The organism is Bacillota bacterium (assembly GCA_013178305.1).
Classification (GTDB): Bacteria; Bacillota; Sulfobacillia; order JABLXB01; family JABLXB01; genus JABLXB01.
The window spans coordinates 790051-811139 of the sequence record JABLXB010000001.1 but is presented as its reverse complement, the minus strand read 5'-3'; the positions used below and the strand labels follow the sequence as shown (position 1 = coordinate 811139).

Below are 21089 nucleotides of genomic sequence, written 5' to 3'. Positions count from 1 at the left end.
GCCTCGGCCGCTGGCGGCGGACCTGGAGGGTCGGCAATGAGTGAGCTGTTCGACATCGTGTACGGGATGGTGTTTCAGCCTGCAGTCACCCTGCGCCGGCTCGCGCAGTCTCAGTCACTGCTCGGGAAGGCAGTCGCCGTGGTGGTGCTCGTGGCGGTGGTTGAGGGGGCCGTGGTGGGTGCGGACTGGGTCACCGGCACAGGTGAGCGATCGGGTTCGTCCGGCGTCGTTGCAGCCTCGGCGACCCTGGCAGTGGTGTGGAGGCTGGCCACCTGGTTCGCGGTCGCAGGCATTTTGGACCTTGTGGCAGAATCTTTCGGTGGAAATGGTCGCGGGCTCACCCTGCTGTCCCTGCTGGGGTTCTGCCAGGCGCCCGGGTTGCTCCTCGGTCCGGTTGCGCTGATCCCCGCGTTCGCAGGTTCCGGCGTGCGTACCGTGGTGACTCTGGCCCTGGGGGTGTGGGTAGCCGTGCTGGCCGTCATAGCGGTACGCGAATCTCACTCGCTCAGCGGGGGAAGGTCGGCGGCGGCGGTCCTGCTTCCTTTGGCGGTCGTTATCCTGCTGGCCCTGGGTTCGCTCGCGATTATCGGCGCCGCAGCTATCATGAAGTTTCCGGGTTTTACATCGTTCAAGTAGAAAGTAGAGTCTAGAGGTGATTTGCGTTGAAAGCCGTCAGGATTACCGACACCACCCTGAGAGACGCCCACCAATCACTGCTTGCCACGCGAATGAAGACGGCGGACATGACGCCCGTGGCGGAGAAACTCGACGCGGTCGGATTCCATTCCCTCGAAGTGTGGGGCGGGGCGACGTTCGACACGTGCATGAGGTTTCTCAATGAAGACCCGTGGGAGAGGCTTCGCGCGCTACGCAAGGCATTCAAGCGCACCAAGCTCCAGATGCTCCTGCGCGGCCAGAACCTCGTGGGCTACAGGCATTATGCCGACGATATCGTCGAGGAGTTCGTGAAGCGAGCCGTGGCTAACGGCATCGACATCATGAGGATATTCGACGCGCTCAACGACATCCGGAACCTCGAGAAGGCGATCGAGGTGTCAAAACGCGAGGGCGCGCACGTACAGGCCACGGTCTGCTATACGATCTCCCCCGTGCACAACGTCGAGCACTACGTCGAGAAGGCGAAAACCCTGGCGGGGTTGGGGGCCGACTCGATCTGCATCAAGGACATGGCCGGGATACTGTACCCGAGCGACGCGTACGAGATCGTCCGCCGCCTGAAGGAGGAGCTCGACATCCCCGTGCAGCTCCACTGCCACTACACCAGCGGCATGGCCTCCATGAGCTACCTGAAGGCCATCGAGGCGGGCTGCGATGTGGTAGACGCCGCCATATCGTCCATGGCCCTGGGCACGTCCCAGCCGCCGGTGGAGTCGCTCGTGGCCGCGCTCCGCGGCACCCCGTACGACACCGGCCTCGACCTGGAGCTCCTGGCCGAGATCTCCGATTACTTCAAGGACGTCCGCAAGCACTACAGCCAGTTCGACGTGGCCGGCCCGACCGTCGACACGAACGTGCTGATCTACCAGATACCCGGTGGCATGGTCTCGAACTTCATCTCGCAGTTGCAGCAGCAAAACGCGCTGGACAGGCTACGCGAGGTGCTCCAGGAGGTCCCACGCGTTCGCAAGGACCTCGGGTACCCGCCCCTGGTCACGCCGTCGAGCCAGATCGTCGGCTCGCAGGCGGTGCTCAATGTGCTGACCGGCGAGCGCTACAAGATGGTGACAAACGAGGTCAAAGCGTACCTAAAGGGTCTTTATGGACAGCCGCCGGCTCCGGTTGACGAGGACGTGCGGAAGAGAGTAATCGGCGACGAGAAGCCGATCACCGACAGGCCCGCCAACCACATCGAACCCGGCCTGGAGCAGGCGAAGAAAGAGTCGGCGAACTATGCCGAGAGTATCGAGGACGTGCTGTCGTACGCCCTGTTCCCGCAGGTCGCGATGAAGTTCCTGCAGGAGCGCCTGGCTGCCCGCAGCAAGGTGGACTATAACATAGTAGAGGGCGCGAAGAAGGAGCACCCGGCGGGGTATTATCCTGCGTGATTTGTGGGACGTCGCAGATGAAAGGATCGAGATAACTCAGGCCGTCATAGACAAAATCGCCACACGGGTCGGCGCCCGGCGAGACGGGCGCCGTCTGTCTGCCCTCGCCCCTATCGTGTGCGTACGCACGATACCTGCACGGTCTTGTGCGCTCACGCACGATACGATGGGAACCATGATGCATTCCAGCTCGGGAAGAACCATCTCATCACTCTTTTGCCTTGCGCCGACCCGCGTCAATTCTACTCACTCGGCCAGAGAAGGGTGCGGAACGACGCTCGGCGCAATACGGATCGGGAATTCGCTGAGGATGTATCTCGATACGAAGGCCGCGAAGTCATACGCCGGCTGTAGTACAGCCGGTTGTTTGTTCCTTATCCCTGCAGGGAAGCCTCGCCATATGTGGAAGTAGACCACCGTGGAAAAGCACATCGGTCCAGGTTGGACAATGCAAAATAACCGCGACTTCAGCAGCGTTAGGGGGTCGCCCGTTGAATCCTGGCAGCGCGAACATTAACAGTGTCAACCCCACAAAGAGGGCCGGCACCGGGGGGATGGGCAGGCTGTTGCGGGTTTTCAAAATGAAGAAATGGGGGACCCCGGCGCGCATCGTCGCGGCCACCGTTGTCGTTGTCCTCCTCATCATCGCATACAGGGCTTTCGGCTCAACGAACGGCGGCCAGCCCAAGCCGGTCTACTCCTTCGGCCACGTCGAGAAGGGTCACATCGAGGTCAGGGTTTCGGGCACCGCCACCGTCCAGGCGTTCAAGAAGCAGAATGTCACGGCCAAGACAGGCGGGACCGTCGCCGAGGTGCTGTTCCAGGAAGGCGACAGGGTAGAGGCCGGCCAGGCACTCATCAGGATGACCAACGACACCCTTGCGAACCAGGTGGAGCAGGCGCGCATAAGCCTCAGGCTGGAACAGCAGTCGCTCGCACAGATGCTCGACATGCCGGTGGAGAAGGCGCTCGGTGTTTCGCCGTCCTCGCAGTACACAGTCACGGCCCCTGCTTCCGGCCGCCTCGTCAACATGAAGCTATCCGCAGGAGCCCGCGTCACAAAGGGGACCTCAATAGGGACCATCGTCGACGAACGTTCGGTGCTCATGGTCGTGCTGGCCACTACCCCCGAGGCTGCCTCCATTCACCCGGGCGATAAGGCCACGATCAGGCTGGACAACTTCTCCGGCACATTCGATGGCAAAGTCATCTCAGTTGCCGCTACCGGCGCCGCCGGCGACAACACGATGTACCACAGGGTCGAAATAGCGGTGGACAATCCGGGACTCCTGAAGGCCGGACTGGCCGGCTCCGCCGACATCGCGCTCGGCAACGGCGGCGTTGTGTCCAGGCTCGGCCAGCTCGAGTGGAGATCGCAGAGGGACGTCAGGGTGAGCGTCAGCGGCTCCGTATTCAAGATCCGCGCCACCGACGGCCAGGTCGTCCGCGCCGGTGACCCCATTGTCAACATCGAGGGCGACGACCTCGCCATCCAGATCGAATCCCAGCAGTTGAAGATCAAGAGGACGGCCCTGGACCTGGAGAGCAAGCTCCAGCAGCTCAACGATCTGACCGTACGCGCCGAGATGGACGGCGTGGTGTCATACAGGAACGTCGAGGTAGGCGACACCCTGGACACCGGTGGGGCGAGGTCGGGCACCAGCGGCTCCAACGTGCTCGCCACCATTCTCGACATGACGAAAGCGAGCCTGGTCCTATCGGTGGACGAGGTCGACGTACCCAACCTGTCGATAGGCCAGAAGGCGAGTGTGACCCTGGACGCCCTGCCCGGGCAGGTATTCGAGGGGGTCGTCTCGCGCATCGCCGCCGAGGGCACGCCAAAGAGCGGCCTTTCATCGTTCGACATCACCGTGGAGATACCCAACCCCGCGTCGGCCATCAGGGCCGGCATGACCGCCAGCGTGGACATAGTGACTGCCGCCAAGGATGACGCGCTGCTCGTACCCGCGGAGGCCGTAACGCAGGCAGGGGGCAGGTCATTCGTGAGGGTCGTGGCCGACGGCAAGCAGCCCGAGGCCCGGGAAGTGAAAGTCGGGCTCAAGAGCGACTACACGGTCGAGATCCTGGAGGGCCTTTCGGAGGGCGAACGGATCGTTGTGGCCGCGTTCGACCCCAACGCGCAGCAGGGCCGTGGAATGATGATCCCGATGATGGGGCCGGGCGTGCGCGTTCAGCAGGTGAGACCGGCGCAGAGCAGCACGCAGCGGCAGACGAACCGGCGGTGACAGGCCGGCGGGCCGCAGGTCTGCCTCCGCGCGTAGCGTGGCCGCCGCTCTCCGGCAGCCACCGTGCGGTCTTGAGGGGCCCCAACCAGCCGTATGCGGTCTTCGAGCCTTGGGTGGTGACCGTCTGATTGGACATCCGTGAAGGTCTGGCAGTTGCCTGGTCGGCCATACGCGCCAACAAGCTCCGGTCGTTCCTTACGATGCTCGGCGTGATTATCGGCGTCGGCGCCGTTATTGCGCTGGTCTCGATCGGCCAGGGCGCCACGGCGCGCGTCTCGAAGGACATAGCCAGTCTGGGTTCTAACCTTATATTCATCACCCCGATGAGGAACGCCCGGCTCACGGTGGAGGATGCGGAGGACCTGCCGAAGCGTGTCCCCACCATCAGCGCCGCGGTGCCCAGTATCAGCGTCGCGGGCACAGTCAAGTGGCGTAGCTCCCATACCGACACGACAATCGAGGGCGTGACCCCCTCGTTCCTCGAGGTGCGCGACTTCAGCGTCGAGAGGGGCAGGTTCATTTCAGACGAGGACGTATCCGGCAGGCGTAGAGTGGCTGTGCTGGGCAGGACCGTGGTGAATCGTTTGTTCGGCGACGCCGGGCTCGTGTCCATCGACCCTGTGGGCCAGACCGTGACTGTGAGCGGCCAGGTGTTTACCGTAGCCGGAATCCTCGCGCCCAAGGGCGCATCCATGGGTCGCGACTACGACGACACAATAGTCGTCCCCGTGACGGCCGCCCAGCGGCTCGCCGGCAACGCCTGGGTGAACGTGGTGTACGCCCGCGCCAGGAGTACCGACGTCGCTCGCCTCGCCACCAGCCACATCACCGAGCTGTACCGCCGCAAGTTCCCTCCCATCGACGGGCGCGACCAGGTTATCGTCACAAGCCAGGACCAAGTGCTGTCTACTATAGATCAAATGACCCGCACGCTCACGCTGATGCTGGGACTCATCGCTGGAGTATCGCTCATCGTCGGCGGCATCGGCATCATGAATATCATGCTTGTGTCCGTCACCGAGCGCACCCGCGAGATCGGCATCCGCAAGGCCCTCGGCGCTACCAGGCGCGACATCTTGCTGCAGTTTCTCGTCGAGTCGATCGTGCTCAGCTGCCTGGGCGGGCTGTTCGGAATCATCCTGGGTATGAGCGGTTCGTTCGCCATCGCCCGGTTCGCGCAATGGACTACAGTCGTCTCCCCCTCCGCTATCGCCACCGCATTCCTTTTCGCATCACTGGTCGGCCTGTTCTTCGGGGTGTACCCCGCGGCGCGGGCGGCCAACCTGCACCCCATCGAAGCCCTGCGGTACGAGTAGGCGGACGGACCGCGGCCTGGTGACCGCGCCCACCGCGGTGCCGCCCGATTTTTCTGCGGCCTGGCTTTCCTGGCTGGAACTTTATCCATCCTGTGCACGTCAAACCAGCCAGCCAGATAAGGATGACTCTGGTCAAAATGGCTTCCGGGTGGAGGATTTTTTAAAAACCCCGCGAATACACTTCATGACTTTCGGTCGAAAACCTGATCGCTCAGCGAATATATGTATTATGTCGAGGAACCGGGCTCAGGCTGGCGAACCGGCTGAGACGAGCGAGGCCTGGTTGTCGTTGACTATATAAGGTACGTCTGGTACAATGTAGCATGCTGGCAGGTTCCTGGAGAATCTGCCGAGTTTATTGGTTCCAACAACTCCCTGACCGAGGGAAGCTCGCCTGAGCAGGAAAAATGCGTATGCGGACCGAATTTGTGGTTCATTAGTTTCAGGCTTCCGCAAATGGCGGGAGCAGGCAAGAATGGCAAGCCCGCAAGGTGTGCGATTGTTGAAGGGGGGGATTAGGGAACCGAGGAGGAACAACACAGAGAAGTAAGTTCGTGTAGACCACACTTTCTCAAAGGGGAGGAAGATCGGACAATGAGGAATCTCAAGAAGACTCTCGTAGCTCTGCTCGTACTGTCCATGGTGCTCGCAGGGTTTACGGGCGTCGCCGGTGCCGCGTTCAGTGACACTGCCGGCAATAAGGCCGCCAATAAGATCGAGAAGCTTGCGGCCCTGGGTGTCCTGGCCGGCTATCCGGACGGGACGTTCAAGCCTGACAACAACATTACCCGCGCTGAGTTTGCGAAGATCGCCTGCGTCCTGGCGGGCCTCAAGTCCAGCGGGGACATCCTGAAGAACAGCCCTTCGAAGTTCTCGGATGTCAAGGCTGGCGAGTGGTACACCGGCTGGGTGAACCTGGCGGTATCGCAGGGCTACATGAAGGGCTATCCTGATGGGACCTTCAAGCCTCAGGCTAACATCAGCAACGCCGAGGTTCTGACCGTCCTCTGCAGGCTGCTCGGTTACAACGACAACCTGCCTGGCGACTGGCCGATCGAGTATCTCGTGAAGGCCGCCGACCTCGACATCAGCGACGGCGTGACCTTTGACAGCAGCGCTCCCGCCACCAGGGGCATCGTTGCCTGGTTTGCGGAGCAGTCCCTTGAGGTCGAGAAGCATGAATGGGATAAGGACAGGGAGAAGTTCGTTAAAATCACCCCTGTCGAGACCATCCTCTCTGAGGCTTTCGAGGGTGCTCTGAAGGAAGATGCCCTCTGCAAGGGCTGGGAGATCAGGGGTGACAAGTGGTATATCACTGTCTATCCTGGTAACGACGATGGTGGGTTCAGCGCCACAACGGCCGACGTTCCTGTGAACAAGAGCGTCGTGCTCAATGGCGTAGCCCACTACTCGAGCCTTGAGAACAAGATCATCGACTACATCACCAACACCGACGGCGAGATCATCTACGCTGAAGTCAAGAACTACGGCTCCCTGAGTGATACCGAGGCCAAGGTAGTCAGCGACAGCAAGTTCGAGATCAACGACAAGAGCTACACAGTGAACTCGGCTGCGCTGTCCAAGATCGCTGGCACCTGGGCTACGTATGCCAGCGTGACTGACGGTACTGTGCTCGACGACACCAAGTATCAGAAGGTCTACACTTTGTTGAACGAGGACGGCGAGATTGCGTACGTCCGCACGAGCGAGGGATCGACTCCTGGCATCGTCGACACGGTCAACGCCACCACCAAGAAGATCAGCTTCAAGGATGGCGCGTACGGCAACCAGAGCTTGACCAACTTCAACAACAAGGTCGGGCTCAGCAGCACGACGTACATCGTGTTCCGCAATGGCGCGCTGGCTGACGTGAAGGATATTAAGCCGGGCGACTTCCTGTGGGTGTACGAGGGGTCAAGTGCAAACGGCTACGACTTCAAGTTGTCGGCGCGCGACTCGAAGGTCAGCGGCAAGCTTGAAGAGCACAACGTGGGCCTGACCAGCTTCACCATCAACGGGACCAGCTACAATGGTTGGCGTGGCGGCACGACTGCTCGCCTCCTGCTCCTGTCCACGGATGGTGGGGATTCCTTCGTAGAAGTCAACTCGAGCGATCTTGGTGACGTGCTCGGCAACACCGTGACTGCGATGACCGACGGCGATGGCTACATCCGCGCCATCATCTCGGATGTTGAGTCGTATGAGAACGCCATGTACGGCGTCGTCTCCGAGGTGTTCGGCTCGACCAGCAGCGCCGGCTACAGCACGACTGACATCGAGATCTTCACCAAGGACGGCGCGCTCCACAAGTACCCGGTGAACTCCGACTCTGCGAAGCTTGCCAAGGCTCGCAGGGAAACTGCTTCGCCCAACCGGGTGTTCTTCGATGTCGGCGACGACGCCTGGAACAGCGGCACTCTCGCCTGGGAATTTGAGTCCGGCGATATCAATGCGGCAGCCAAGCCTCTGGTGAGGTTCACCTTGCAGTCCAATGGCGCTATCGACAACTTCGAGATTCTCGGCCATCTCACGAGCCCGGCGACGTGGACGATCTCAGACGGCGATACGGATCTCAATTACATCAAGATGAATGGGACTTCGTGGGCCGCTGGTAACGCGGTGGTGTTCGACGTCAGCGCGTCCGACCCGGATGACTGGGAGGTAGTGACCGCGAAGGACCTGATCGATGCCGCTGACGCTCTTACGGCCCCCGCGACCATCGACGTAGTCGGCTACAAGCAATCTGATGGGGAGATAACCTACATCGCGGTGAACGAGGCAGTAGCGTCGGATGCTACGTATTCCATGGTCATGAGCAAGGGCTATGATGCCGACGGGCCGTATGTCAAGATCCTGAGCTCGTCTGGCACCACCGTCAAGAAGCCCATGAAGAGTGGCCTGGACGGCGCTAGCTACGACTGGGCAGGTCTCGCTAAGGGTGATGTGATCAGCTACAAGATGTCCGGCGGCACAGTAACGTGGTATGACGAGATAGACCAGGGCACCGCGGCGAAGGTATACAGCGTCAAGTCCTCGGGCACCAAGAGGATAGCGATCGGCGCGAGCGATGCTTGGTACTATGTCGACGACGACACCCAGTACTGGAGCTGGACGGATACCAGCAAGGATCCGATAGCCATCACGTTCGGAGAAGTCCAGGCGCTTGACTGGGTCAAGTTCTACACTGGCGCGACTCCAGCGGCTGGGCAGACGCTGAAGTTCCTGGTGGTTTCACCTGCTCCATAATCGGCTGGAGCCGCGCCTAACATCGGGGCCGGATGCTGTTACGGCTGATATGGGTGCGAGGGAAAGGCAGGCTGCCCCAGGGGGCAGCCGAGGAGAGGGCCCGCGGAAGGCGGGCCCTCTTGTTTCGGGTTAGGGAGCCGGAGAGTACAACGGCAGTTCGGAGTATACCGTGGTGCAGAGTGCCTCCCATGGTCGGTAGCGTCGTTGAGTGAATGTTGGTTCAACCTTCAAGGCTGAATGCTATGCAAGACAGGCGGAACTCTCGACATGACAGTAAGAGCACAAAAGCCAACACTCCCTGTTTTCGCGACGGGCTGTCTTGGCTTTTTTGTATGCTAGGGCCCTTGTTCCGTTGTAGGACTACGCCAGCTTGAATCTTGCCTCCACGACCTTGCCTACGATATGCACCTCCCGCGTTGAAGATATAATCGGTGGGTTTGCGGGATTGTCCGAATTCAGGACAGTGACGCTGCCACTTGTGTAGATCCGTCTTACACTCGCATGACCGTTGACGATTACCGCCGCGACCTCGCCATCCCCGACCTCCATACCCAGCCCTAAGTAGCGGTTCCATGGCGTCATCTTTGACGCGCCAGAAGAAGTAATCCTTTACTCCTCCATGTCCTCCTCGAGTACCTCCTCGGAACCCTCGGTGTTGTCTTCCGGTCGGTCGGGAAGTCCGGGACTCAAGGCCTTAAGGATGGGGACGAGACGGGTCTTGCCTACATAAACGAAAACACCCTGACGCTTCGGGGTTCGTGACGTTGCTGTAGCCGAGGAGGTAGGTCGTGGAGATGCCAAAGTAATTGGCGAGTCTTGAGACAGCATCGAAGTCCGGCTCGCGTTCTTTGCTGGGAGCCTCGTAACCAGCGATTGTTGACCGCTTAACGCCAATCTGTTCGGCCAACTTCTCCTGGGTCAGTCCTTTTGAGTTGCGTAAAGACCGACTGACGCTTCGGGGTTCGTGACGTTGCTGTAGCCGAGGAGGTAGGTCGTGGAGATGCCAAAGTAATTGGCGAGTCTTGAGACAGCATCGAAGTCCGGCTCGCGTTCTTTGCTGGGAGCCTCGTAACCAGCGATTGTTGACCGCTTAACGCCAATCTGTTCGGCCAACTTCTCCTGGGTCAGTCCTTTTGAGTTGCGTAAAGACCGAAGCCGCTCTGCGAAGGTCGCCATCATTCACCGCGGTACCTTACGCTCGCCTTACTCGATGGCCTTCGCGTCTACCGGCGGTATCCAACGCCACGTGCAAGATGATAGACGATGAGCTGATTCAGGCTGATCCTTTCTTCGCGAGCCCGCTCGGCCAGGGCACGGTGAAGGGATTTGGGCATCCGGATGTTGAGTTTGCCTGAGTATTCATCCTGCGCGGTCGGTTCGGGTATTTCGATGCCATCTTCAATGGCCGACTCCAGCCAAGACGCCTTCGCGGCTTCAATATTCTTGAGCGCTTCCTCCATGGTCTCGCCCTGGCTTATGCACCCGGGTAGCTCCGGGATTTCAGCGGCGTAGCCTCCTTCTTCTGCGGGATGCAGGACTACCCGATATGGCAGTCTCAGATAGTATTCGAGGGTTCTATTCATCCGCCATCTCTCCCAACGCCTTGATTGCCAGCTTTACGTAGATAGCCTTGATGTGATGTTACTCTCCAGAGTCGTAGTGCCACGGTTTGACATCGAGGCATGATATAATAGTGTTGCTTTGGCATATGTTAGGCGATGGCAAAGACGTGATGATGGCACATGGTCCGCAGCCGGAGAATTCTCCAAGACCGTTTGGGGGCGTCATGGATGGTCTCCGGAAGCCGCAAGGGCTGCACAGGAGATAGCCGCTAGACTCCTGGGGATGACCCTGAAGACGGGCAGAGAATGGGCGTCCATGGTTGATACTCAAGACGGCGGTTTGCTCGGGGCTTTCCTCGAGGGTGACGACAGCTCAGTCTATATGGCACAGCACATAAACCAGATGGTTGCCGGTAAACGCTATATTCAGATTCATACTCACACCAGTAGATCATCTTTGTCATACCAGGATGCTACCCTTCTGTACTACCACGGTGGCCCTGAAAGGAATATCCAATCGGTATACGTGGTGGGATGCGACGAAACCCGGTATCTGCTGTCAAGGCAGACGGGAAAGAAGATAGCGGAAGCCTGGAGAATCAAGGTGGTATGGATCGCGGAGCGTGACAGGCTCACGCCTAAATGGATCGCGAAGGTCCGTTCTGGTGAGACAACCGAAGAACAAGCGTGGAAAGAGCACAGTCATGAAATCTGGGTGAACATTGCGAACCGGCTCGGATTAATGTACGACAGACTGGAGTGAATGGCATGGCGACGCCGAAAGATCTGCCGAAAGAGGCGTTCGTGATTGATGATCGAAGTATAACCCGACCTCCGTATGGCACTTTCCGTATGGAGCAGGCGGTCACCACGGTAAGGAGGGCGCAGAAGTCCAAGAGGAAGCGTGAACGAGATGTTGCCAAGGTCAGATGACTCGCCGAAAGGGGCCCCTCGCGAAACAACACGCGGGGGGCCTTTAGTGATCTGTGCGCCCGGCGGGGCGCTTTTGCTAGTGGGTGTGAGTCCCATTACCAACAGTAGCCCATCGGAGCATGTTGAGAGTTCAGGGCAGTAGGTTATGCGAAGTGGGATGTAGAAGTAGGCCTTATGCCTAAGCGTCGACTGATAAGCAATTGCAGACTGCTGTTGACTTCGTTAGTCCTTAGTATTGCAGTTGCCCTTGTGGGGAAAGGCACCGGGCCTTTGGTTGTGGGCGCGTATACGCCGGGGCGATGGGCGGACGTGTACGTGGAGGCCCTGAAAGCCAGAAGATGCTTCTCTTCTATGCCCGCGGTGCCGGCTTTGGAGGAGGGTATGAGCCGCGCCGCGTTTACTCACCTGCTGCTCAGCTGTGTGACGATGGATCAGACTGACAGCGGTGCGCCTGGGCCGCTTTCTCCGTTTCGGGATGTGAGCGCTGGGCACTGGGCTGCACCCAGCATCGGTGCGGCCTACGAGCGAGGATGGGTGAAGGGGTACGGCGACGGCAGGTTCAAGCCGGATTCGATTGTGAGTCGTGTAGAGGCAACCGTCCTGCTTGTCAGGGTGTTGCAGCCGTTTGTCCCGACAGAACGCACAGGCATCCTCCCAGCAAACATGGACGACACTCCCGAATGGGCTCGAGGCGAGGTCTCGACTGCTCTTCATCTTGGATGGTTGGTGGGAGACCCCGGCGGTGACCTCCGTCTGCATGAGCCCGTGAGGTTCTCGGAGGCCTGTGCCCTCATCTGGCGGGCGATGGCCTTCAGGGGGAACAGGTACGACCTGGGGGGAGTAGTTCGAAGTGTTGATGCTGGAGCGGGAGTCATAACCATCGACACCACAATGGGTGGAGCCAGGGTCAACGTAGGACCTGACACCGCGCTATTCAGGAACGGCGTCCGGTGTGCGCCTGGAGACATTAGAGCGCTTGATGAGATATACGTTATCAACGACTCGGGAAGTTCCCCCGCCTTCGTCGAGGCCCGCTACATCGATGACGTAGGATATGTCGATGACATAGATGGAGTCACCGGTACGGTGTCGTACGTGGATCGGGTCGGCGTGACGAAGCGCGCCGTGGTAAGTAACGACACCGAGGTGCACGTTCTACGGAACAAATCGGCCTTCTCCGCAGTCTCTAGAGGGGATAGAGCGTACTTCGTTTTCGATTCCGAGCGTGGGGTGGTCAGGCTCATGGATGTAGCGAAGATGAACACCGGGGGTAGGGTGCTCACGGTGTCCGTTCCTGCCTTCAGCCTCACCGCCAGGGTGGCAGGCTCCGGGGTCGAGACCATGAGGATTGACCGCGATACGATCATCTACCGTGACGGCTCACTTGCCGCTCTTGCTGATGTTCGCCAGGGGGACGTTTTTCAGGGCAGCGTCGCGAACGACGGGACGGTGCTGTTCCTCCAGGCGTTCAGCACGATAGTCCAATAGGCCTTCACGAAGAGGCTCGAACCGGTTGTCCAGGAAGGGAAGTCGACACGTGAAGCGGGCCGGGTCGCTGATAACAGTGTGTTTACTGGTGTCCTTTCTTATGTCAGCAGGACGCTCTCCGGCCATACTGGCCCTGAACGCTTTCGTGTCCGGTTTTACTGTGCTAAACACGGCTCGCGCCTCGACAGACGCTCCTGACTCAGACTTCCTGACTGTCGACCCTTCCACTTCGAGAACCAAGATGACTCCCCTGGGCCAGTTTAACGGCGATTTGAACGTGCAGGCGGCGTCGATCCTGGGCGCGCAAAGCCTCTCGAGCAGTCTCCGCGTGAATGGCGGTAAGGTGGCCGTGGCGGTTATAGGCTCCGGTATCGATCCCGGCCACAAAGACCTCCAGCGCACGCCGGCTGGATCGGCAAAGATTACTGAGTGGGCTGACTTCACGGATGAAGGCTTGGTCAACACGGAGCCGGTCATTCCATCGAGAGGCTGGGTAGACACCAGGTTCGGCCGCCTGAAGACGGGTAACCTCCGGAGTGCCGGCGGCGCTCTCAGGGTCGGCGTACTCCGCGAAGCGGCGCTGGACGCTCGAGGTGCGCTTGGGCAAGACCTCAACGGCAACGGGCTCACGACCGACGTGTTTTCGGTGCTGGTTATAGACCACGCGCAGAAGGGAGTCTACAGCCGCGTCTACGTTGACACCAACCAGAACCGGGATTTTACCGACGAGGTGCCGGTGGGAGCGTTTGGGGAATCCGGGGGTTTCTCGAGATTCCGCGACAAGTCCGGCAACGTCAATTCATCAGCCGTGCATTTCGTGGTGGCGGGCATATCCCGGGACGGGTCCGCGGTAAGGCTTGGATTTGACTCGCTGGGGACCGGCACATTCCTGGCCGGCCTGGTCGCCGCCAGGGGACTCCAGGAGGGAATGAACGGTGTCGCTCCCGGGGCGACGCTGATCGCGCTGAAGGTCCTGGACTCCAGCGGCAGGGGGTCCTGGGAGGCCATCAGCCAGGCCATCATACACGCGTCGCGCAGCGGCGCCAGAGTCATTCTCGTCGACACGGGTCTGACAATCCTCACGGACGAGCACCTCCAGGGCCTGCGGGAACTCATTGCCGATGTCGTGAGTAGGTACAACGTAGTTGTCTTGTTCGCGGCCGGTGACGGGGGACCCGCTCTGGAGTCCTGTAAGGCCCCGACGGACAGTGTGTCGGCAATTGCCGTAGGTGGGGCGACGGGGCCTGCGGATGCTCCCGGAGTCTGGTCGCGCAGCGCAGTAGGGCCAACACCGGTGGGCGGCTGGGCGCCGGACGTGCTCGCGCCCGTGTCCGCCGCTTCTACCGTGCCGACATGGTTTTCGCGAAGTGGGTATGCGCTGGCCACTGGGACTGCGGTCTCGGCGGCTTATGCAGCCGGCTGTTCCGCATTACTCGTGAGTGCGTGCGATGTGGCCGGTGTACGGCCCGATGCGCGCAGCGCATTGTCGGCGCTTTCGGAGGGTGGCCGGAGAGTCTCAAGCGCCACGGTGATAGAGCAGGGTGGCGGAGTCCTCGATGTGTCCCGGGCCTTCGACCTGTTGAAAGCGGGATTCAGAGCGCCGATGACGGTGGTGGCGGAAGACCCCATAGGCCACCGCGATGGTGGGCTGTTTGCCAGGGGGTTTGTCCCGGGGTCGGCGAGATTCTACGTGGACAACTTCTCCGGGGAATCCTCCAGCATGGGCTTCCGGAGTGAGTCTGAGTGGGTCAAACCCCGGCAGGCGAAGCTGATTGCTCCGGCGGTTGGTGAGCGAAGCCTCGTGTTTGAGTACGGTGACATCCCACCGGGGCTACAATCCACCGTAGTGCGCGGCGTCGATGAGCGTACGGGTCGCACGATAATGATGGCCAGGCATGCTGTCGTTCGAGCGAGTCCTTTGCCTGCCGGGGGTACCCTGTGGCCTGAATCGTCCGCGCCACTCAAGCCGGGCGAAGTGAGGAGGCAGTTCGTTTCGGTGCCGCATGGCTGCACCGAGCTGAGGGTTGATGGAGTGAATTCGGGCGAAGAAGGGGCGGAAATCCAGGTTGTCGGGCCCGGGGGAAAGCGCGCTTACATGGCGGATCTTCCCGCCGCGTCAAGGTCGGTCAAGGTGGTCCGCGACCCGGAGGCCGGCGTGTGGGAGATCGTGCTGTTCAGGGACGGGGGTGACCGTGACGTCCCCGTGACTCTTGCGGTCTCGTCTTTCGGATTCCTGGTTGCCCCGTGGCCGCCGTCCGTCGAGTATCGACCGTCCGACGGCTCAGCCAGAGTGACGTTCGGCCTCGCCAACTACCGGGCAAACGCCACAATACGGCTGGCCGCGGCGTCGCGCGCCGAGCGGTCCGGCACTGCGGACCACGAGGTCATCGTCGTCCCCCGGCAACATTCGTTCAGCAGGGCGTTCACGGTAACGGAAGGCACTTCCCGCATACTGGCGTCGACTTGCCACCCGTCCAGTGCGCGTGCGGATGTCGACCTCTACCTGCATGTGTTTGACCCGCAGACGGGGTGGAAAGAGGTCGCGTCATCCGCAGCCCTGGGGTCGTCTAACGAGAGAATTGACTTGAAGGACCCTGCCCCCGGCTCTTATATGCTGTTCGTTGAATCAAGGGACACGGGATCTGACGTTCGATGCGAGTTGACCTTGCGCGCATTTAAGAATGACCCCGCCGTTACCTGGGATCGGCAGAACCCCGCGTATCTCGAAAAAGATGAAGCCCTACCGGCATCTTTCGACATTCCCACGCCGGCCGGGCGGCCCAGAGAGATGGAAGTCCAGGTCGTGGACGACAGCAACGGCTCGCTTCTGGCCAGCGTACCGCTTGTCATTGCCGGTGATACCGATACTGCGTGGTCGGTGGAGCTTGGCGGCCTGGCCGGAGTCAACAGCCGCTTTGTAACGGTGAAATCTGCGCGTGCCTCATACGACCCGTGGAGTGAAATAGCCGTGATGATAAACGGCAGGACTCACGCCCTGGAAGATGGGGCTGTCACGCTATCTGTCACTGTCCCGAGTGAAGTCGAGATTACTCTGCTCATGCGCGGCAAGCCCATCATGTCCAAAACGCTGGTTGTGAAGGATTTGCCTCCTGCTTCAGCGAAAACTCCAGAGCCAAGCAGCGACCCGGAGAAGGAGAAGCTGCGCGAAGGACTGATCAGGCGTCTCGGGTTGTGAGGAAAAGCGCCCGAACCGGCCTCGATCGGCAGAAGAGGTGGAGGCTTGTCGAAGCGGAAGCGTACCAGTCAAGCCGCCGGTTCGGCACTCACAACCGTTAGCGCGACCCGCGAAGTCGCAGTGGCATCCCTTGAGCCTGCCAGCAGGGATCCCCTGTCTCGCCTCACGTTGTACGCCCTGTGTGTGTTCGTCTTTGCCGCACCCTACTTCCAGGGGCTCTATTTCGAGAAGCAGAGGTTCGTCGCGGAGATAGTCACATTCGCGCTGGGGATTGTGTGGCTTGTGGCAACGCGCTACAGGGCGGGTGGCGCCAGAGCGGTGCTTCCCCGCGGGGGGCTGGGGCTTTCCGCTATTGGCGTGGCAGCTGCATACGTAATCGCGATACCCGGTGCAGCATCGATTCGAAGCGCCCTGGGCGAGGCGCTCACGGCCGGAATGCTCGTGGCGGTAATGTGGTTGGTCGCTGAATCTGCCACTCGGGAACAAGACCTGGATCTGATCATCAAGGTTGTGGGCGTCTCTGGCGTAATGATCACCGTCGTGGGAATGACAACGGCGACGAAGGTGTTCGTCTACCCCTCCGCCTGGGAAGGCGGCCGTCTTTTTTCGACACTACAGTATGCTAACACCGCTGCGTCGGCCCTCATAGCCTCGTTCTTTGCTGTTGCCACCGCCTGGCTCAAGGCGACGGTTGGCCTGCAAAGTCGGCGAATAGCCTCCCTTACGGCCGGTGTGACTGCGAGTGGAACCGGCGTAAGTGGACTATACTTCGTCGAGCCAATCATTTGGGGTTCGGCGGGACCCTTCGCCTTCGCTGGATTTGTACTGACCCAGTCCCGGGCGGCATGGCTCGTCTTTCCTGTAGTCGCGGCCCTCTTCATCGTGGGAGTGCCCTGGACTCATAAGGCGCACGCGTTGCTGTATGTTGTCGTTAGCGTGGTCGCAGGGACTGTCGCAGCTACGCGCTTCAGCTCCCACCTGGAACCGCTCAATGCTGCCAGAGCGTGGACGTGTGTATTGGGCTATTCGGCTGCGGGGGCATGTGCGCTGGTCGTTATCGCAATCCTGTGTTGCCTCCTGTCGGCAGCTGTTGGCGGAAGACTGGCTTCGTGCCCTCTCAACCGGTCGTTGAAACACAACGCGGGCTCCCGTGTCCTCGTTACTGTTATTATTGCGGTTGGACTGATCCTGGCGTTGGCGGCTGGTGCGCTGTTGCTGGGGAAGACTCAGACTGCAGGGCCGCTGGCGCGCCTCCAGTCTTTTGCCCTGTCCGATCAGAGCCTGCAGGAACGGATAATATGGCCCCTGGACGCCGCTCGCATCGTGCTCCGCCACCCGATAACGGGGACGGGTGGTGGAGGCTGGGCGCTGGTCTATCACAAATACAAGGCTTATCCGTATTATACTAAGCTCGTACACAACCACTTCGCCCAGGTTCTCGTTGACACGGGACTCATCGGATTCTTCCTGTTCATGGCCTTCTGGCTTTGTCTGCTGAGGGCAGTGTGGACAACCATGCGGAACACCAGCCAAAGCGCCGGCCTCCGGACCACCGTTTGTGGAGCGGGAGTCGCGGCCGCCGGGCTGGGTCTGCACGGTGCCCTGGATTTCAGTCTGAGCCTCCCTGCTGTCGCCGTGTTCCTGTGGGCGATGGCCGGAGTTGTATATCGCGGTTCACAGATTGCCACGCCGCTGTCATCGCTCGCTGAGGACGGCCGTCCGCGTACGCACCATGCGGGGACCCGTGGCGCGCGCCTGGTATCGCGCCTTGATGCTGCTCTGACAGGAAGGCTGGGTCACCGTGTGGCCCTCGGGTCGTTCGCCCTGGCCATCCTCTTGACCGCGAGCCTGTCCCTTGGTGGGCTGTATAGTACCAGGGCGATAAACGCATGGGCCCAGCGCAAACCGGATGAAGCCATTTCCCTGCTTCAAAGAGCCGCGACGTTTGACCCATTGAGTGCGTCAACTAGAGCCGATCTCGGGCAGTGGTATGAGACCCTGGCCAACGCCAAGCGCGACAGGGACCTGGCTAAGAAGGCCCTTGACTCCTTAGCCGCGGCGGTCAGCCTTAGCCCCTACGATGCGGCTATGAGGCTTCACTACTCGGCAATCCTCTTCAATTCTGGCCAGCCCGACGCGGCGCTTGAACACGCCAAGATAGCGATATCCAACAACAGATTCCTGTCCCTTGGCTACGAGGTGCTGACGGGGTTATACGTGGAGAGCGGAAAGCGCCTGGCGCTGAGCGGCAAGCCGGACGAGGCCAGGAAGGCGCTCACCATGGGACTCGACGTGCTTGTAGCGCTGGAGAAAACCAACGCCAGTATACCTGAGCGATACAGGAGGTTCGTACTGCCCGAAGCGCAGCTGAAGGCCACCCCGATGATGGGGGTATACCGTGCACAAGCGAAGTTCTTCCTTGGACAGCGCGAGGCCATGTATGATGAACTTAAACCTGCGCTGGCCGATGCCGACCCGGTGGTGAAGGCCAAGGCGGTATTCTGGGAGGCTATGATGATAGCTGCTACCGGGGATCACAGCACGGCCGGCCAGAAGCTCAAGGAAGCCCTGAAAACCAGTCCCGAACTCGCGAACGAGGGTCCGCGGACGAAGGAGATAGCCATCAGGCTCGGTCTGGACTACAAATTGGAGCCGAAAACCCCGTAAGAGCCCGGCTCATAGCTTCGATAAGCCCAGTGTTCTACGACGGAGGTACAAAGCGATGGAAGCCATGCTTCGCGTCAGGATCGGTGAACACGACGCACATTACGGCGGCGGCCTGGTCGCCGGCGCCAGGATGATGGAGCTCTTCGGCGACGTCGCGACGGAGATACTCATCCGCTACGACGGCGACGAGGGGCTGTTCGCGGCGTACGACATGGTTGAATTCAAGGCGCCCATCTACGCGGGCGACTATCTCGAGATAAAAGGCCGGATTACGAAGGCCGGAAACACCTCCCGCAAGATGGAGTTCGAGGCGTGGAAGGTGATCTCGTCCCTCCACGACCCGAACAATCCGTCGGCAGCGGAGGTCCTCAAAGAACCCGTGCTGGTGGGTAGGGCGACCGGTACATGCGTTGTCCCAAAGCAACTGCAGAGGTTCAAGCACGAGGGTTAGACGGGGCCTCGGCAGCGGCGCCGTGGGCTCTGTTGTGGCTTCGTCGAGACGACCAGCAATGTGGCCCCGCGCCGCGGCCCCTCAACCCATCGACAGGCGAAAGGAATTTCCCCCTCTCCAGCGAAGGTATGCGCGGAAAGGGGGCGCCCGATGCTAACTCGCAGGCAGACAGGGATCGCCTTGCGGTGCTCGGCCTGTGGAAACACGAACATCTTCCCGGTGTCGCTGTTCTCGCTCAAGTCCAGCAGGCGCGAGTTCCAGTGCTCCTGTGGACAACACATCCTGACGGCGAGCAGGAAAGGCACGGACGTGTGGCTCCAGCTTTCCTGCTTTCTTTGTGACGGCGTCCACCTCTTCAAGTTCGGAGACAAGGCGTTCTGGTCGAGAGACATCAAGTCCATCCTCTGCCCGGACACGAGCGCCGAGATCGGCTACATAGGGCCGATGTGGGGGCTCCTCAAGGTTGCGGATATCCGCGAGGAGGGGCTAAGCAAAGTAGCCGCCCTTTTCGACGACCCCGATGCGGGCCTGGGCATCCTCACGAAGCTGGCTGCCCTGGACGACAAGGGAAAGCTCAGGTGCTCGCGCTGCGATACCTCGCTTGAGATCGAAGCGTATCCCAGGGGCGTGGAGCTATGGTGCGCTAAGTGCGGCACGAGCCTGTTCGCACCCGTGGGCGATCCGGAGGTTGGCGAACGGGCGTACGCACAACCGGCGCCGGAAATACTCTACGATGAAGGAGTCGTGTCCGTGGAGCTCGCATCGCCGGCGGCTGGCGGAGTCGGGGCCAAGCCGGCCAGGATTGGCCGCCGTGTGGGGGAAGGTGGAAGGGATTCGGGCGAGCCTGAATAGCCAGGAACGCACTGCCGGGCGTACCCCCGATAGAATCGGAGTGATCAGCGTGAAGATATTCATCGACACTGCCAACATTGAGGAGATCCGTGAGGCCGCCTCCTGGGGTGTCCTGGCGGGGGTCACGACCAACCCCTCGCTCGTAGCCAAGGAGAAAACGGCCGACATGAAGCAGGTCGTAAAGAAGATAGCCGAGATCGTGAAGGGCCCCCTGAGTGCGGAGGTCCTGAGCCTGGACGCCGACGGTATGGTAAGGGAAGGCCGGGAACTGGCCGCCGTTGCTCCCAACGTGGTAGTCAAGATCCCCATGACCGCGGAAGGGCTGAAGGCCGTATACCGGCTTACGGCGGAGGGAATAAAGACCAACGTGACCCTGATATTCTCGGCGAACCAGGGACTACTGGCGGCCGTGGCGGGCGCGACCTACGTGAGCCCGTTCGTTGGCAGGATCGATGACATAAACATGGACGGGATGCAGGTCGTGAGCGATCTCGTCACGGTATTCCGCAACTACGGGATAAAGACGCAGGTGATCGCGGCGAGTATGAGGCATCCCGCACACGTCACGCAGGCGGCGCTGGCGGGCGCCGATGTGGCCACGATACCGTTCGCCGTGTTGCAACAGATGATGAAGCATCCGCTGACCGATCAGGGCATCAAGAGGTTCCTTGACGACTGGGCGAAGGTTACCGGGGGAAAGTAGGGGCCCGGACGGCCGGCCCCGGGAAGGCTGCGACTCCACGAGACCCCGTCGTTCACAAAAATCGAGGGAAAATCGTGGGTTACTACCTTGACTGTGAAAAAACAGGATGGTAGACTAATATTTGGGTAGTGGCCTACATAATTTCATCCTCCTCGGTTTTTGCTAGGGGGGCCTTCGGTTACCAAGAGCGGAGGCCCAGTTTTTTCGAAGCGGGAAAGCCCCTGTTCTGTAACCCCGTAGGAGGGGACAAGTTTCGCACCAGGTCCCGGTGGAGGATATCAGCCTGTCGAAATACGCCCGTTCGCCCGCAATTCGCCGCGGTATGCCCGATAAATGCGCGGGAATACGCCTGACATGCGTACG

The 21089-nt window shown here is 60.5% G+C and carries 15 protein-coding genes; 12 read left to right on the top strand and 3 right to left on the bottom strand.

Annotated features, from left to right (window positions below):
- Positions 1 to 36: 36 nt before the first annotated feature.
- From HPY55_03800 to HPY55_03780, 5 genes are all read left to right on the top strand, one after another.
- Positions 37 to 636 carry a YIP1 family protein gene (locus tag HPY55_03800; protein NPV69759.1) on the top strand — a complete coding sequence of 200 codons (600 nt, stop codon included), beginning with the start codon at positions 37 to 39 and terminating at the stop codon, positions 634 to 636.
- 26 nt (positions 637 to 662) lie between these two features.
- Complete coding sequence (locus HPY55_03795; protein ID NPV69758.1) at positions 663 to 2066, top strand: oxaloacetate decarboxylase subunit alpha; 1404 nt, start codon at positions 663 to 665, stop codon at positions 2064 to 2066.
- Between the two features lie 491 nt (positions 2067 to 2557).
- Entirely contained in the window at positions 2558 to 4312 is a 1755-nt protein-coding gene (locus HPY55_03790) for an efflux RND transporter periplasmic adaptor subunit (protein ID NPV69757.1), read from the top strand.
- Between the two features lie 200 nt (positions 4313 to 4512).
- Positions 4513 to 5628 (top strand): FtsX-like permease family protein, encoded by a 1116-nt coding sequence (locus HPY55_03785; protein ID NPV69756.1) that lies wholly within the window; start codon positions 4513 to 4515, stop codon positions 5626 to 5628.
- Between the two features lie 594 nt (positions 5629 to 6222).
- The gene (locus tag HPY55_03780; GenBank protein NPV69755.1) at positions 6223 to 8874 is read left to right on the top strand and encodes an S-layer homology domain-containing protein; all 2652 of its coding nucleotides are present in this window, start codon (positions 6223 to 6225) and stop codon (positions 8872 to 8874) included.
- 694 nt (positions 8875 to 9568) lie between these two features.
- On the opposite strand, the gene HPY55_03775 is transcribed toward HPY55_03780, so the two are convergent.
- Genes HPY55_03775 through HPY55_03765 form a run of 3 tightly spaced genes read right to left on the bottom strand, consistent with a single transcriptional unit; the run spans position 9569 to position 10457 of the window.
- A complete protein-coding gene (locus HPY55_03775; GenBank protein NPV69754.1) occupies positions 9569 to 9781 on the bottom strand; it encodes a helix-turn-helix transcriptional regulator in 213 nt (70 codons plus the stop codon).
- Between the two features lie 11 nt (positions 9782 to 9792).
- The gene (locus HPY55_03770; protein ID NPV69753.1) at positions 9793 to 10053 is read right to left on the bottom strand and encodes a helix-turn-helix transcriptional regulator; all 261 of its coding nucleotides are present in this window, start codon (positions 10051 to 10053) and stop codon (positions 9793 to 9795) included.
- Between the two features lie 44 nt (positions 10054 to 10097).
- Complete coding sequence (locus tag HPY55_03765) at positions 10098 to 10457, bottom strand: toxin-antitoxin system HicB family antitoxin (protein ID NPV69752.1); 360 nt, start codon at positions 10455 to 10457, stop codon at positions 10098 to 10100.
- A gap of 295 nt (positions 10458 to 10752) precedes the next feature.
- Between HPY55_03765 and HPY55_03760 the strand changes: the two genes are divergently transcribed.
- From HPY55_03760 to fsa, 7 genes are all read left to right on the top strand, one after another.
- Entirely contained in the window at positions 10753 to 11199 is a 447-nt protein-coding gene (locus HPY55_03760; GenBank protein NPV69751.1) for a hypothetical protein, read from the top strand.
- 551 nt (positions 11200 to 11750) lie between these two features.
- The gene (locus tag HPY55_03755) at positions 11751 to 12857 is read left to right on the top strand and encodes an S-layer homology domain-containing protein (GenBank protein NPV69750.1); all 1107 of its coding nucleotides are present in this window, start codon (positions 11751 to 11753) and stop codon (positions 12855 to 12857) included.
- 100 nt (positions 12858 to 12957) lie between these two features.
- Positions 12958 to 16053, top strand: coding sequence for a S8 family serine peptidase (locus HPY55_03750; GenBank protein NPV69749.1), 3096 nt, complete (start codon positions 12958 to 12960; stop codon positions 16051 to 16053).
- A gap of 45 nt (positions 16054 to 16098) precedes the next feature.
- The gene (locus HPY55_03745; protein ID NPV69748.1) at positions 16099 to 18720 is read left to right on the top strand and encodes a hypothetical protein; all 2622 of its coding nucleotides are present in this window, start codon (positions 16099 to 16101) and stop codon (positions 18718 to 18720) included.
- A gap of 55 nt (positions 18721 to 18775) precedes the next feature.
- Positions 18776 to 19171 carry a 3-aminobutyryl-CoA ammonia lyase gene (locus tag HPY55_03740; GenBank protein ID NPV69747.1) on the top strand — a complete coding sequence of 132 codons (396 nt, stop codon included), beginning with the start codon at positions 18776 to 18778 and terminating at the stop codon, positions 19169 to 19171.
- A gap of 150 nt (positions 19172 to 19321) precedes the next feature.
- A complete protein-coding gene (locus tag HPY55_03735) occupies positions 19322 to 20023 on the top strand; it encodes a hypothetical protein (GenBank protein NPV69746.1) in 702 nt (233 codons plus the stop codon).
- 49 nt (positions 20024 to 20072) lie between these two features.
- Positions 20073 to 20726, top strand: a complete 654-nt coding sequence (gene fsa, locus HPY55_03730) for a fructose-6-phosphate aldolase (GenBank protein NPV69745.1) — start codon at positions 20073 to 20075, stop codon at positions 20724 to 20726.
- The last annotated feature ends 363 nt before the right edge of the window (positions 20727 to 21089 follow it).